The organism is Mesorhizobium sp. LjNodule214 (genome assembly GCF_964252735.1).
GTDB lineage: Bacteria > Pseudomonadota > Alphaproteobacteria > Rhizobiales > Rhizobiaceae > Mesorhizobium.
Genome location: NZ_CAXUPE020000002.1, coordinates 1604089 through 1617172, shown reverse-complemented (window position 1 = coordinate 1617172; position 13084 = coordinate 1604089). Strand labels below are relative to the sequence as shown.

The following is a 13084-nucleotide window of genomic DNA, read 5'->3' as shown; positions in this document are numbered from 1 at the left end:
CCTAAATGCCCATACGGCTGACTTCGAGGTAGGCCGAGACGACCTTGTCGCGGATCGCGACCGCCGTCTGCAGGGCCTGCTGGGCGCTCATGACGGCGTCGACGACCTGGCGCGTATCGGCGTCGCCGCTGAGCGCCTTGATCGATACCTGCTCGGCATTCTGCAGGGTGTTGACGGTCTTCGATGCAGCCTGGCTCAGCGCCTCGGCAAAGGACGTGCCGACATTCTCCGCGGCCTGCGGCGCCACGATGCCCTGGAACAGCCCCATCGCCCCTTCGGCGCCTTCGGTCACCGGTTTGAGCTGAACTGCGCCGATGTTGCCGATGCCGCTGATCATTACTGGTTCCTCATCAGGTCGATGGTCATGGAAATCAGGTCGCGCGCCTGCTTGATGACCTGAAGATTGGCCTCATAGGAGCGGTTGGCTTCGCTCATGTCGGCCATTTCGATCAGCACGTTGACGTTGGGCATCTTGACGTAGCCCTTGTCGTCGGCGGCTTCGTTGCCGGGCTGGAATTCGATGGGAAAGTCAGAGGGATCGCGGGCGATCGAGTTGACCTCGACGAGCGAACCGCCGGATGAGCGGTCGAGCTCGGAGGCAAAGCTGATGGTCTTGCGGCGATAGGGATCGGCGCCTGGCGTCGTGCCCGTCGACTGGGCGTTGGCGAGGTTTTCCGAGACCACACGCAGACGCTCCGACTGGGCGCCGAGGCCGGATGCGGCGACTTTGAGGGCTGCGGTCAGCGCATCCATATCAGCTCTTCACCGCCATCATCATCATGGAATGGAAAGCCTTGACGATCCCGGTGTTCAGCTCGAAGGAGCGGCGGACTTCACCGGCCTTCATCAACTCGTCTTCCAGCACCACCGTGTTCTTCGACGGCATGATCGACCCGGTGGTTTCCTCCGGCTTGATGGTGAAGCCGGCATTGGTCGCCTCGGTGCCGAGGTGGCCGGCCTGGGTGGCCTGCAGCGACACCGCCGTGCGGTCGAGGACCTTTTCGAAGGGTTCGACATCGCCGGCGGTGTAGCCCGGCGTGTTGGCGTTGGCGATGTTGGAGGCAATGGCGGACTGGCGCACGGCCAGCCACTGCGACTGCTTGGTGGCAAGATCGAAAAGGTTGACGGGCTCCATGGGAATCTCCGGGCGGGTACGCACAAGACTAGGCCGCCAGTCTTGCGCGGACCTTGCGCTGAGCCGGGCGCCGACACGGCGCGGCCCTGCCGCGGCTATTTGGAGAGTTCGATCACCTGGTCGGTGCTGGTGACCATGACCCATTTGCCGCCGCGCTGCTCGATCGACGAGACGCGGCTGGAATCCGGCAGCATCGAGCCGCGCTGGACGATCCACAGGCCGGCATCGTCCTCGATCATGGCGCGGCCGTTGGCGACGTGCACCATGCGGAATTTCGCCGCGTCGGACGGGAAGGGCTGCCGGTCGAGACCCGGCGCCTGGTCGGGATCCTCGGGCCGATCAGGCAATGTGCCGGTGGCGAACAGGTCGACATCGGGGGGGACATCCTTGGCCGTCAGCGGCGCACCTCGATTTTCCAGCTGCGAGCCGCCGCTCACACGGCCCACATTGGTGCCGCTGCCACCGAACTTGATCGCCTGCACGCCGAACTGTTCCTGGTTGAAGAAGATGTACCATGGAAACAGCGCGCAGATCAGGCCGAGCGTGATGCCAAGGGCTGCGACGACGAAATCGCTGCGCCGGTTGGGCTTCTTTCCCAGCCTTGGAAATTCCACCCTTGGCGGCTGTGGCCATTCGGTGCGCGGAAACAGCCCGTCGATGAGCGAGTCGCGGCTGGTTTCCACCGCCTCGGCGGCCTTCGCCTCGGCGATCATTTCGCGCAGGATGCGCTCGGTCTGCTGGAGCTCAGTCTCCGGTGTCGCCATTCTGCTTCCCCTTCAGATGGCGGGCGAGGTCGGCGAACGGATCCGCCGACGCGCGGTCCCTCGGCGATTGCGTCAGCGCCTCGTAGATCAGCGGCACCTGGCGCACGGCGATGTCGAGTTCGGCATCGGCGCCGCCCTGATAGGCGCCGAGCAGACGAATGTCGCGCGTGTCCTCGAAGCGCGAGATCATCGACTTCAGCCGGGTCACCAGCATGCGCTGCTCGGGGCTCCATGCCTTGTCGGCCAGGCGCGAGATCGACGACAGCGGATTGACCGGCGGGTAGCGGCCCTGCTCGGCGATCGCGCGGTCGAGCACGACATGGCCGTCGAGGATGCCGCGCACCGAATCGGCGACCGGGTCGTTGTGGTCGTCGCCGTCGACCAGCACCGAGATGATGGCGGTGATCGACCCCTTGCCTTTGACCCCTGGGCCCTCGGCGCCGGGTCCTGCCCGCTCGAGCAATTTGGGCAGATCGGTGAAAACCGAGGCCGGGTAGCCGCGCGCGACCGGCGGCTCGCCGGTCCCCGTCGCCACCTCGCGCAGCGCATGGGCGAAGCGGGTGATCGAATCCAGCACCAGAAGCACGCGGTGGCCCTGGTCGCGAAAATGCTCGGCGACGCGCATGGCGGTGTCGGGCGCACGTCGGCGCATCATCGCGCTCTCGTCGCTGGTGGCGACGACGGCCACGGTCTTGGCCATGCTTTCGGCGCCGATCGTGTCCTCGAGGAATTCGCGCACCTCACGGCCGCGTTCGCCGATGAGCGCCACGACGACCGTATCGAAGGCATCGGCGCCGGCGAGCATGGCCAGCAGCGTCGACTTGCCGACGCCCGAACCGGCAAAGACGCCGAGGCGCTGGCCGAAGCAGAGCGGGGTGAAGATGTCGATGACCCGCACGCCGGTCATGAAAGCGGTGCCGACGCGCTGCCTGGCCATGGCGCCCGGTGTCGTCGTGCCTTCACCCACGGCGATGCCCGATCTCACCAGCGGTGGACCGCCATCGATGACGCGGGTCAGCGCGTCGATGGCACGTCCGCGCCACGAGGCGTGTGGCGTCACCGTCAGCGGGCCGCGCCGGAACACGGCGTCGCCGATGCCGGCATCGGCGCTGCGTTCGAAAGGCGCCACGACGACCTCGTCGCGACCGATCTTGACGATCTCGCCACGGCGCGTGCCGGCATGGCCGCGCTGCTCGACGACGTCGCCCAGCCTGGCGATGCCCGACAGGCCGCGCACCTTGTAGTGGGTCGGCGAGATTTCGGCGACGCGGCCGCCGCGTCGCAACACCGCATCCGGGTCATCGAACCGGCGCCAGATATGCTCCAGCGCCGCCAGCCGGTCCTGCGGCGCGGTGTCGGGCTGCTTTTCGAGGGTGCGTATCGAGGGAAGGCCGGTCGACATGCCGCTACTTGGAGCCGAGCGTCTTGATCGCGTCGTCGGTGGTCGCATCGGCCTGGCGTATCAGCGCCGCGGTGTTCTCGAAGGCGCGCTGGACCATGATCAGTCGGGTCATTTCCAGCACCGGATTGACGTTGGATTCCTCGAGGAACCCTTGCGCGACACCAACATCGGATCGGTCTGTGACCGGCTCCGGCGTGCGCGCCGGAACGATGCCCGAATTGCCGTAGCGGACAAAGTTCTGTCCGGGGTCGAAATCGTAGAGACCGATGGCGCCGACGAGCTGATCGCCCTGGCGCAGTGAGCCGTCGGCACCGGCCTTGGGTGGGCCGTTGCGCGGGTCGAGCTGGATCGGCGCGCCGCCGCTGTCGAGCACCGGATGGCCCTCGATCGACATCAGTTCGCCGGCATCGTTCATCGAGAAGCGGCCGTCGCGCGTCATCACCGTGCCGACGGGCGTCTCGATGGCGAACCAGGCGTCGCCCTGGATGGCAAAGTCAAAAGGGTTGCCGGTCTCAGTCATCGAGCCGTGCGCATTGGAAAGATAGGTGTTGCCGGAAGAGGCGAAAGAGACGGACTTCGGCCCAGTGCCGGAGACGACGTCCTCGAATTTCACGCCGGTGGCGCGAAAGCCGATCGTCGAGGCGTTGGCGACGTTGTCGGCGATGGTGTCGAGGCGGCGCTCGAGCGCGATCTGCGACGACAGGGCTACGTAGAGGCTGTCCTGCATGGTGTTCTCAGAACCTCAGTTTCTGCATGGCCATCATCAGATCGGTCGATATGCCGACCGTGGTCGGCTGGGCAAAGAGCACGCTGACCGATGTCTGCGCCGTCGAGGTCGGGTTGTTGATCTCCCACATGCTGGTGAAGCGGGTGAGGAACTTGCTCAGTTTTTCGGGGTCGGTGAAATCTGCGATGTCGAGCTTCTGCTCGAACGCCTGCGCCTGTTTGTCGATGTCGGCGGAGGCGAAGGAATCGGGCAGGCCAAGCGCTGTGCGGACCACGCTGGCGAGCGCGGTATCGGCAAGCACGTCGTACCAGTTGGTGATGCTGGACGCCTTACGGTCGAAGTACAGTGCCAGCCGCACGCCTTCATTGGTCTCGCCGGCATTTTCCTCCAGCGTCTGGCGCATGTATTTGTCGACCGTGCCCTGCTGGGCGGCGGGGAACAGCGTGGCGGTCTCGCCATAGGCGACGAAATTGAACGCCTTGACGAATTCGGCGTAGCGCTTGTCGGTCAGCTTGTTGGCGAAGCTGTCCTCGTCCGAGACGCCTCCCTCCAGCGCCTTGACCATGAAGGCCTTGGCGTAGGCCATGTCGCCCAGGCCGTATGCCTTCATGGCATAGGTGAACAGGCGGGTATCCTTGACGAAATCGTCGATGGTTTTGACGTTGGCGATGTTGGCTAGGTAATAGTCGGTGTCGCGCTTCACGACAGGCTGTGCCTCGACCTGGTCGAGTGACTTGGTGATGTCCTTGGTGATGAGCTGGTAGCTCGTATAAGTGTTCAACACGCTGCGCCTCCGGCCGAAGCTATGTCAGGACAATAGCCTCACTTCCTTGCGCGAAGCTGAATCGGTGGGGGGACAGGTCTTGCGACACTCGTACTTCGCAACATTAGGGATTCAAGCCTCACACAAGGCACGGGGATTATCCGTTGATCCTGAAGCGACATGCGGAAGGATCTTGCGTGGGCATTCTGATTGGACTGGTGGTGACGCTCGGCTGCGTTCTTGGCGGCTTCATGGCCATGGGCGGCCATCTTCATGTGCTGATGCAGCCATGGGAAGCGGTGATCATCGGCGGTGCGGCACTTGGCACCTTCCTCGTGGCCAACCCGATGAAGACCGTCAAGGATACCGGCAAAGGCATTATCGAAGCCTTCAAGCAGGCGGTGCCGAAGGAGCGGGACTATCTCGAAACGCTCGGCGTACTGCACAGCCTGATGCGCGAGCTACGGTCCAAGTCACGCAGCGAGGTCGAGGCGCATATCGACAATCCGGAGGAATCCGCGATCTTCCAGGCATTCCCGACGGTGCTGCACAACCATGACCTGACGCATTTCATCTGCGACTACTGCCGCATCATCATCATCGGCAATGCGCGCTCGCATGAGATCGAGGCGCTGATGGACGAGGAGATCCATACCATCAAGGCCGACAAGATGAAGGCCTATCATGCCCTGGTGGCGGTGGGTGACGGCCTGCCTGCGCTTGGCATCGTGGCCGCCGTGCTCGGCGTGGTCAAGGCGATGGGCGCGCTCGACCAGTCGCCGGAGATCCTCGGCGGCCTGATCGGCGCGGCGCTTGTCGGAACCTTCCTCGGCATCTTCCTATCCTATGCCCTGGTCGGGCCGGTCGCCACCAAGATCAAGACCGTGCGCGAGAAGCGGAACCGGCTCTACATCATCGTCAAGCAGACCTTGCTGGCCTATATGAACGGCGCCCTGCCGCAGGTCGCGATCGAGTTCGGGCGCAAGACCATCTCGTCCTACGAGCGGCCGACGATCGACGCCGTCGAGCAGAGCACGATGAACACCGGCACGGCCGAGAAGAAAGCGGCCTGAGCATGCGCAGCGACAGAGGCCGTTCGCCGTCATGACCAGTCCAGGCAGTCCGTCCGAGACCCGTTCCCTGATCATCGAACGTCTGGTCGGCGACAGCGGCGAGGCCGCCCAAGTCATCGGCGCCGGGCGCGGGATGGCCGAGCGCGCCGTGCCGCTGCTGCAGAAAAGCCTTGCCGGTGAGCTTGGCGCTCAAGTCGCCGTCGACCTGCGCGCGGTCGAGGTAAGCCGCGTTCCCGATGCGCGCGCGTATGCCGGCGATACATTCGCCATGACCATCGTTACTTCGCCGACGTCCTCCGACGCCATGACGCTGGTGATCGACGCGCCTGCCATCGCGGTGATGGTCTGTGCGCTGTTCGGGGGTGATCCGGACCAGCCGGTTTCGCCGATCGAGCGTGAGCTGTCGCAGATCGAAACCGATGTGGCGACGACGGTGTTCCAGGAGGTGGCGCAGGCCTTGAACGGATCGGGCAAGCGCTCGCTCGACCTGCGGCTGCCGGTACAGCGCGCAATGTCCGGGCTGGAAGCCAAGCGGCGCGTGCTGCGCGACGGAGCGGCGGTTCGCATGGTCTTCGGCATCTCGACGCCGACCGATAGCGGCACGGTCACGGTGATGATCCCGCAACGCATCCTGCTTGGGACCCGTGGCGGTGCGGCCGGTGCCAATGACGACCAGACGGGGTCCGACTGGCGGGCGCGTTTCTCGGAAGAGGTGATGCGCTCGACAGTGACGCTGGAAGCGACCATGCCGCTCGCGCGGCTGACGCTTGGCGACCTCGCCGGCTTCGAGGTGGGGCAGATCATCGAATTCGAGGAGACCGCGCAATCGCAGGCGCGGCTCAGCGCGCGCGACAAGACGCTGTTCGTTTGCGAGTTCGGCAAGCTCGGCCAGAATTACACCGTCCGCGTCCGCCATCCCTACGATGCCGGGCAGGACTTCATCGATGGGCTGATGCCGGGCTGACGCCGGCAGGCTCGAGTTTTTTGGGAGACGATCAATGGCCAAGACCAAGGTGGAAGCCGAACTCGACCAGCCGGACGAGCAACTCGACCGTGCCATCGAGGAACTGCGCGGCGTTCTCCAGGAAGAGGAGAAGCGCCCGGACGTTGCGTTCCGCACGGCGTCGGGCGCCAATTCGAACGTCATCATGAGCATCCCGGTCGATGTGCAGATCATCCTTGGCAGCACCGAAATGCCGGTGTCCGAGCTGATGGCGCTGCAGAAGGGCTCGACGGTGGCGCTCAACCGCCGCATCGGCGAACCGGTCGACGTGGTGGTCAACGGCCGCAAGATCGCGCGCGGCGAGATCACGGTGCTCGAAAGCGACCCGTCGCGCTTCGGCATCAGGCTGACCGAAATCATCGCGGCCACGAAGAGCGCATAGGACAACCGGCGTGCCGCAGGGACAGACAGCATGACGACGCTTACCACGCTGACGCGCCCGCAGAAGGCCGCCGCCATACTGGTGGCAATGGGCAAGCCCTCGGCCAGCCGGCTGCTGAAATTCTTCAAGCAGGAGGAATTGAAGGCGCTGATCGAGGGGGCGCGGCTGCTGCGCACGATTCCGCAGAGCGACCTCGAACGCATCGTCGCCGAATTCGAGGCCGAGTTCACCGAAGGCGCGGGGCTGCTCGATTCCGCCGACAGGATGGACACCATCCTCAATGAATCGCTGTCGCCGGAAGAAATGAGCGCCATCATGGGCGACAAGAAATTCGAGGTGGCGCCGGAACGGCCGCAGCCGATCTGGCCCGATCTGGAGAAGCTCGAGCCGGCGCGGCTCGGGATCTTCCTCGCCAGCGAGCACGCGCAGACCGCGGCGATGGTGCTGTCGAAGCTTGCCCCGCAAGCGGCGGCGAACGTGCTGTTGACCATGGCAAAGCCGATGCGCGGCGAGATCATCAAGCGCATGGTGACGATGGCGACCATTCCGGACGCGGCCGCGAAGATCGTCGAAAGCCAGTTGCGCTCGAGCTTGCTGTCGCAAGCCGCGACCAAGGACATTTCGGCCGGGCAGGCGCGGGTCGCCAGCGTGCTCAACGAAATGGACAAGCCGCAGCTCGAAGAGGTCATGCAGGATCTGGAGGAGGCCGGCACACCCGACCTCGACGGCGTCAGGTCGCGGCTGTTCGCCTTCGACGACCTGCCGTTGCTCACCCAGAAGGCACGCGTGCTTCTGTTCGACGGGTTGTCGACAGAACTGGTCACGCTGGCGCTGCGCGGCGCGCCGCCGGCGCTGACCGAATCGGTGCTGTCGGCGATCGGCGCACGCTCGCGGCGCATGATCGAATCCGAACTCGGGCAGGGCTCGGAAGGCATCGCCCTTGCCGACATCATGACTGCCCGCAAGACGATTGCGGTGGCGACGATCCGTCTGTCGCGCGAGGGGGCTTTCGAACTGCCCTCGACGCAGAACGCTGCAGCCTGATGGCAACGGGCCGGCTAGTCCAAGATGGCTGAGGCGGTCGACAAGGACTCGAAAACCGAGGAAGCCACAGAAAAGAAGATCCGCGACACGGTCGAACAGGGCAAGCTGCCCCATTCGCGCGAAACCGCCCTCTTCACGTCCTTCGTCGCCATACTGGTGTTCACCGTCTTCTACGCCAAGGACGCCATCGTCGATCTCGGCATGTTCCTGTCGATGTTCCTGGAAAAGCCGGAAGCCTGGCCGATGGACACCGAGACCGATGTCATCGCGCTCTACAAGACCGTCATGTTCGAGATCGGCCGCGCCGTCGTCAGCCTGCTGGTGCTGCTGGTGGTGGCCGGCGTCGGCGCCTCGGTGTTCCAGAACATGCCGCAATTCGTCGGCGAGCGGGTCAGGCCGCAACTGTCGCGCATTTCGATCGCCAAGGGTTGGAGCCGGCTGTTCGGCGCCCAGGGCTTCGTCGAGTTCCTGAAATCGCTGGGCAAGCTTGGCTTTGCCGTCGTCGTGCTTTTCTTCACGCTGTCGGAGGACCATCGCAAGCTGCTCGCCGGGATGATCACCAACCCGGTCGCGTTCGGTCTCGTCATCAGGGGCATCGTCATCGACATCCTGGTGGCGATCGTCTTCGTCATGGGATTGATTGCGACGGTCGACCTGGTCTGGTCACGCTTCCATTGGCGGCGCGACCTGCGCATGAGCAAGCAGGAGGTCAAGGACGAGATGAAGCAGGCGGAAGGCGATCCGATCGTCAAGTCGCGGCTCAGATCGCTGGCGCGCGACCGCGCCCGCAAGCGGATGATGACGGCGGTGCCGCGCGCCACGCTGATCATTGCCAATCCGACCCACTTCTCGATCGCGCTGAAATATGTTCGCGACGAGGATGCGGCGCCGTTGGTGCTGGCCAAGGGCCAGGACCTTGTGGCGCTCAAGATCCGCGAGATCGCCAGGGAGAACAATATCCCGATCTTCGAGGACGTGGCGCTTGCCCGCTCCATGTACAAGCAAGTTTCGGTTGATAGCGTGATCCCGTCGCAATTCTATCAGGCCGTCGCCGAGCTGGTGCGGATCGTCTACTCGAAAAAGGCAGAGCGCAGACTGACCTCATGAACCGGCAACCTTACGCAAAATCCCGCGAGATCATCGTCGCCAGCGCCATCGAGCAGGTTATCGCCGAACTCAGGCTGATCGATGTCGCCGACTACATCGCCTTCATCCGGCTGGAACATTTCGCCTGCCTGTCGGACCTGGTGGATTCGGCCGCCGAGCTTTTCTTCATGGCCGGCACCCTCAGGCTTGGCCATGGCGGCGAGGCGCATGTCGACTGGAGCGGCAGTCCGCGCATCGTGCTCGATCTGGAGCTCAGGCCGCCCGGCGTCACTGTCTATTTCCAGCTGACGCTTAGCGAAGACAAATCGTCGGTGGCGGTCAACTACGTGTCGTTCGAAAAGCCCGGCGAAAACCCCGAGCATAACACCGCCTTGCTGGAGGCGGTGATCGACCAGGCGCGCATCCGCAGGACCGAGCCGCTCGCCTTCTGAGATCAGGCACTTGTTGGTGGGCAGCACGTCGGGTCGCTTCATGCGCCGCGCGCTTGTTGATGTTGCCGCGACGCCGCCGCGCCACCTTCGGTCATTTCCGAGGGCGAATTTCCAGGCCTATTCGATCAACCCCAGCCGCAGCGCCTTGGCCACCGCCTGGTTGCGGTTGACGGCGTTGAGCTTCTGCGTCGACTGGGTCAGATACTGGTTGGCGGTGTGCACCGACAGCTTCAGCAGCTTTGCGATCTCTTCGCTGGTGTTGCCGTTGGCGGTCAGCTTCAGGCATTCGAGTTCGCGCTTGGAGATCGCCCGCATCCTGCCGGCGTCGCTCGGGCGCATGCGGGCGACCGCGGCAAACAGCGTGAAGCTGCGCGCATGGATTTCGTAGAGCGTGTCTTGCGGCAAGGCGATTTCCGACCCCAGGAACACGACCAGCCCGCACTGGCCGCGATCGGCATGGACGGGGAAGGCAATGCCATTGGTGCCTGGCGCCAAAGGTGTTGTCCGTTCCGACCAGGCAAGATCCTTGAAGGTTTCTTGCGAGCTGGCGATGCCGTCGTCAGCCCACCAGCGCGGCGCCGTCGAAATGCGGGTGTGGCGCACCATGTCCTCGCCATTGGCGCCAGAGATGAACTTCGTCGCCACCGCCGTGCTGGGATAGTCGGAATCGAAGCAGGGGACGAGGCGTGCCCGCTCGGCCGAAGGACTGACGAAGAACAGGCCGAAGGCCGAGGCGTTGATGTCGACGGCGATCCAGCGGCAGCGGCGCACGGCATCCGGGATGGTGACGGCGTGATGGGTTTCGGAACCGAGCGAGAAGGCGCCGAACGGGTTGCGCTGCTCGTTGAAAAGGGCTTCGGCCGCTTCCTTGACAAGTGCGTGTTTCAAATGATGCCGCTCCTGATCGCCGTCGCGATGGCCATCGCGCGGTTGCTGGCCGCGAATTTCTGAATGGCATGGGTGATGTAGCTGTTGACGGTGTTCGACGAGACGCCAAGGATGAGCGCGACCTCATCCGTCGTCTTGCCCTCGGACACCCAGAACAGGCATTCACGCTCTCGATCGGACAGCGGATCCTGCATGGCGGCGGCGGCGATCAGCTGCGGGATGGTGGAGAGCGCGTAGCAGCACTTCAACTGGGCCTTCATCAGCGCCGGCTGGTCGATCTTGCCCGGCTCGGCGGCCGAAAACAGCGCGAACAGGCGCTGGCGGCCGACGTTCAGCCTGAGCGAATAGATCTCGGCATGGCCGAGCACGTCGAGCAGGCGGGCCTCCTCACCGCTCAGCAGGGCGCCGGCGTCGGGCGCCTGGGCGGCCACCAGCGGTCTCGGGCGGTTGCCGGGTGCGGCCGTCAGCGGGCCCTGGGCGAGGCCGCCAATCAGCCGTTTGCCGATGAGCTCGATGGCGTCGAAAATCCAGTTTGAGGAGACGATGCGTGCGTCGTTGCGGTCCTGGTCGTGGACGATGGCGACCAGCATGTAGCTGTCGGCGCCGATCTCGGCGGCAAGCTGCATGAAAAAGCTGGTGAGATCGCCGCGAGACGTCAGGCGCGATGGTTCGGATTGGAGAAGCGCGGCGGGACTGCCCATTTTTATGCTTTGGCCGGAATCGATCCATGTGCCCGGTGCTTTGCCAGCGGCCGAACCCGAATACGCATCACTTTGACGAAGACACACTCTGGGCGCGGTCAGCGCCCAACCAGGCCGAATCCATTCAGGGAACGCGAAGCCGTCCGCGTCTGGTGCCGGACGATGCCGGTACTTGAGACTTTGGGTTGGTCGCCGCGCCCCCCAAGGACCGGCTGATTCGGGTCTAATCTACCCGCAGATGAATCCGACATCAAACGCGATTTGACAAAATCGAATCCGATGGACTGAGATCGCGACTCAGCGGCCGTTTCATGCTGCCTTCTGCCGGATTTTCGACGGGAAAAGCAGGGGCCGGTGCGAGCCCGCCATATCGGCGCGCGCCTGATTCCGGTAAGATTCGCAGGAGCGGCAATGGATGGGCGTCCATTGCCGGCGACTTTGTGGGCAACAATGAGCGATTCATTTCGGGAAGTGACATCCGTTTCGTGGTTCGGGCGGATCAAGCGCGCGGTCGGCGGGGTGGTCTTCGGCCTGCTCTTGATCGTGCTGATGGTCATCGGTCTGTTCTGGAACGAGCGCCGCGCCGTCCAGACGGCCCGCTCGCTGGCCGAGGGATCGGGCGCCGTCGTCTCGGTCAGCGCCGACAGTGTCGATGCCGGCAATGACGGCAAGCTCGTGCATGTCACCGGACCGGTGACGGCAGACAGCGGCCTCGCCGATGCGGAGTTCGGCATTGCGGCGCAAGGGCTGCGCCTGTCGCGCAGCGTCGAGATGTATCAATGGAAGGAAGAGCAGAAGTCGGAGACGACGAAGAAGCTCGGCGGCGGCGAGGAGACGGTGACGACCTACAGCTATTCCAGGGTGTGGGACGACAGCCAGATCGACTCGTCGGATTTCAAGAAGCCGGACGGCCATCAGAATCCGTCGATGCTATCCACAGCAGGACCTTCCAGATTCCGGACGGCAAGCTCGGCGCCTTCACGCTCGACACGCCGGTGCTCGATCGCATCGAAGGCGACAAGGAATTTGCGCTGTCGTCCAGCCAGGCGGCCGCGATCAAGGCTGCCTATACCGGGACAAAGCCCATCGCCATCGTCGACGGCGGGATCTACCTCGGCTCCGATGCGACATCGCCGGCGCTGGGCGACTATCGCATCGGCTATGATCTGGCGCCGCTCGGTGTGGTCAGCATCGTCGCGCGCCAGACCGGCAGCCAGTTCGAACCCTACCAGACGGTGGCCGGCGACCAGTTGCTGATGGTCGATACCGGCGACGTCCCCGCGGCAAGGATGTTCGCCGACGCGGTCTCGGAAAACACTTTGATTACCTGGCTGTTGCGTGCCGCCGGTCTGCTGTTGCTGACGATCGGCTTCGCCCTGCTGCTTGGCCCGATCGGTGTCATTCTCGACGTCATTCCGTTCCTCGGCAGCATCGCGCGGATGGGCACCGGCATCATTGCCTTCTTCCTGGCGATCCTGGTTGGCACGACGACGATCGCCATCGCCTGGTTCTGGTACCGGCCGCTGCTGGCGGCAGGCATCCTGGCGGCAGGCCTCATCGCGGCGGCGGCGGTCTACTATCTCGGCCGGTCGCGCAGACCGGCCGCTCCGGCAGCCGCGCCAGGCGTTGGCGCCCCGACCTGATCGCGAAAGCCGGGCGGGGTC

At 64.5% G+C, this 13084-nt stretch carries 16 protein-coding genes and 1 pseudogene; 7 read left to right on the top strand and 10 right to left on the bottom strand.

Features of this window, described 5'->3' with window-relative positions:
- Position 1 precedes the first annotated feature (1 nt).
- The 7 genes from ACSQ3Z_RS21585 to ACSQ3Z_RS21555 all read right to left on the bottom strand — a co-directional run bounded on the left by ACSQ3Z_RS21585 (position 2) and on the right by ACSQ3Z_RS21555 (position 4812).
- Positions 2-337: a flagellar hook-basal body complex protein FliE gene (locus ACSQ3Z_RS21585; RefSeq protein WP_436173297.1), complete on the bottom strand. Its 336-nt coding sequence runs from the start codon at positions 335-337 to the stop codon at positions 2-4.
- Positions 337-753, bottom strand: a complete 417-nt coding sequence (gene flgC / locus ACSQ3Z_RS21580; protein WP_436173296.1) for a flagellar basal body rod protein FlgC — start codon at positions 751-753, stop codon at positions 337-339. Before flgC ends, ACSQ3Z_RS21585 begins: the two co-directional genes overlap by 1 nt.
- 1 nt (position 754) lies before the next feature.
- Positions 755-1135, bottom strand: a complete 381-nt coding sequence (gene flgB / locus ACSQ3Z_RS21575; RefSeq protein WP_436173295.1) for a flagellar basal body rod protein FlgB — start codon at positions 1133-1135, stop codon at positions 755-757.
- A gap of 95 nt (positions 1136-1230) precedes the next feature.
- Positions 1231-1899 (bottom strand): hypothetical protein, encoded by a 669-nt coding sequence (locus tag ACSQ3Z_RS21570; RefSeq protein WP_436173294.1) that lies wholly within the window; start codon positions 1897-1899, stop codon positions 1231-1233.
- A complete protein-coding gene (fliI, locus tag ACSQ3Z_RS21565; protein ID WP_436173293.1) occupies positions 1880-3301 on the bottom strand; it encodes a flagellar protein export ATPase FliI in 1422 nt (473 codons plus the stop codon). The genes ACSQ3Z_RS21570 and fliI overlap by 20 nt, the downstream gene beginning before the upstream one ends.
- Before the next feature lie 4 nt (positions 3302-3305).
- Complete coding sequence (gene flgF, locus ACSQ3Z_RS21560; protein ID WP_436173292.1) at positions 3306-4028, bottom strand: flagellar basal-body rod protein FlgF; 723 nt, start codon at positions 4026-4028, stop codon at positions 3306-3308.
- Positions 4029-4035: 7 nt separating this feature from the next.
- A complete protein-coding gene (locus ACSQ3Z_RS21555) occupies positions 4036-4812 on the bottom strand; it encodes a DUF1217 domain-containing protein (RefSeq protein ID WP_436173291.1) in 777 nt (258 codons plus the stop codon).
- Positions 4813-4988: 176 nt separating this feature from the next.
- On the opposite strand from ACSQ3Z_RS21555, the gene motA reads away from it, so the two are divergent.
- The 6 genes from motA to ACSQ3Z_RS21525 are packed head-to-tail and all read left to right on the top strand — an operon-like array spanning position 4989 to position 9831.
- On the top strand, positions 4989-5864 hold the full coding sequence (motA, locus tag ACSQ3Z_RS21550; protein ID WP_436173290.1) for a flagellar motor stator protein MotA: 876 nt from the start codon (positions 4989-4991) through the stop codon (positions 5862-5864).
- Positions 5865-5895: 31 nt separating this feature from the next.
- Entirely contained in the window at positions 5896-6828 is a 933-nt protein-coding gene (locus tag ACSQ3Z_RS21545; protein ID WP_436173289.1) for a FliM/FliN family flagellar motor switch protein, read from the top strand.
- A gap of 34 nt (positions 6829-6862) precedes the next feature.
- Positions 6863-7249 carry a flagellar motor switch protein FliN gene (gene fliN / locus ACSQ3Z_RS21540; protein ID WP_436173288.1) on the top strand — a complete coding sequence of 129 codons (387 nt, stop codon included), beginning with the start codon at positions 6863-6865 and terminating at the stop codon, positions 7247-7249.
- A 30-nt stretch (positions 7250-7279) separates the two neighbouring features.
- Positions 7280-8293, top strand: coding sequence for a flagellar motor switch protein FliG (locus ACSQ3Z_RS21535; RefSeq protein ID WP_436173287.1), 1014 nt, complete (start codon positions 7280-7282; stop codon positions 8291-8293).
- A gap of 24 nt (positions 8294-8317) precedes the next feature.
- Entirely contained in the window at positions 8318-9400 is a 1083-nt protein-coding gene (gene flhB / locus ACSQ3Z_RS21530; protein WP_436173286.1) for a flagellar biosynthesis protein FlhB, read from the top strand.
- Positions 9397-9831 (top strand): hypothetical protein, encoded by a 435-nt coding sequence (locus ACSQ3Z_RS21525; protein WP_120014923.1) that lies wholly within the window; start codon positions 9397-9399, stop codon positions 9829-9831. The genes flhB and ACSQ3Z_RS21525 overlap by 4 nt, the downstream gene beginning before the upstream one ends.
- A gap of 117 nt (positions 9832-9948) precedes the next feature.
- Here the strand turns inward: ACSQ3Z_RS21525 and ACSQ3Z_RS21520 are convergent, their stop codons facing one another.
- The 3 genes from ACSQ3Z_RS21520 to ACSQ3Z_RS21510 form a co-directional block, all read right to left on the bottom strand.
- Positions 9949-10719 (bottom strand): response regulator transcription factor, encoded by a 771-nt coding sequence (locus tag ACSQ3Z_RS21520; protein ID WP_436173285.1) that lies wholly within the window; start codon positions 10717-10719, stop codon positions 9949-9951.
- Positions 10716-11420: a helix-turn-helix transcriptional regulator gene (locus ACSQ3Z_RS21515; protein WP_436173284.1), complete on the bottom strand. Its 705-nt coding sequence runs from the start codon at positions 11418-11420 to the stop codon at positions 10716-10718. Before ACSQ3Z_RS21515 ends, ACSQ3Z_RS21520 begins: the two co-directional genes overlap by 4 nt.
- 459 nt (positions 11421-11879) lie before the next feature.
- Positions 11880-12164, bottom strand: coding sequence for a hypothetical protein (locus tag ACSQ3Z_RS21510; RefSeq protein WP_436173989.1), 285 nt, complete (start codon positions 12162-12164; stop codon positions 11880-11882).
- A 27-nt stretch (positions 12165-12191) separates the two neighbouring features.
- Between ACSQ3Z_RS21510 and ACSQ3Z_RS21505 the strand changes: the two are divergent.
- Positions 12192-13063: pseudogene (locus tag ACSQ3Z_RS21505) on the top strand (TMEM43 family protein).
- Positions 13064-13084: the final 21 nt, after the last annotated feature.

Excerpts from the sequence above, each read along its gene's own strand:
- ACSQ3Z_RS21515 (WP_436173284.1), bottom strand. The coding sequence starts at position 11,420 with ATGGGCAGTCCCGCCGCGCTTCTCCAATCCGAACCATCGCGCCTGACG.
- ACSQ3Z_RS21545 (WP_436173289.1), top strand. The coding sequence starts at position 5,896 with ATGACCAGTCCAGGCAGTCCGTCCGAGACCCGTTCCCTGATCATCGAA.
- fliI (WP_436173293.1), bottom strand. The coding sequence starts at position 3,301 with ATGTCGACCGGCCTTCCCTCGATACGCACCCTCGAAAAGCAGCCCGAC.
- flgB (WP_436173295.1), bottom strand. The coding sequence starts at position 1,135 with ATGGAGCCCGTCAACCTTTTCGATCTTGCCACCAAGCAGTCGCAGTGG.
- ACSQ3Z_RS21570 (WP_436173294.1), bottom strand. The coding sequence starts at position 1,899 with ATGGCGACACCGGAGACTGAGCTCCAGCAGACCGAGCGCATCCTGCGC.
- ACSQ3Z_RS21525 (WP_120014923.1), top strand. The coding sequence starts at position 9,397 with ATGAACCGGCAACCTTACGCAAAATCCCGCGAGATCATCGTCGCCAGC.
- ACSQ3Z_RS21535 (WP_436173287.1), top strand. The coding sequence starts at position 7,280 with ATGACGACGCTTACCACGCTGACGCGCCCGCAGAAGGCCGCCGCCATA.
- flhB (WP_436173286.1), top strand. The coding sequence starts at position 8,318 with ATGGCTGAGGCGGTCGACAAGGACTCGAAAACCGAGGAAGCCACAGAA.
- ACSQ3Z_RS21585 (WP_436173297.1), bottom strand. The coding sequence starts at position 337 with ATGATCAGCGGCATCGGCAACATCGGCGCAGTTCAGCTCAAACCGGTG.
- flgF (WP_436173292.1), bottom strand. The coding sequence starts at position 4,028 with ATGCAGGACAGCCTCTACGTAGCCCTGTCGTCGCAGATCGCGCTCGAG.
- fliN (WP_436173288.1), top strand. The coding sequence starts at position 6,863 with ATGGCCAAGACCAAGGTGGAAGCCGAACTCGACCAGCCGGACGAGCAA.
- flgC (WP_436173296.1), bottom strand. The coding sequence starts at position 753 with ATGGATGCGCTGACCGCAGCCCTCAAAGTCGCCGCATCCGGCCTCGGC.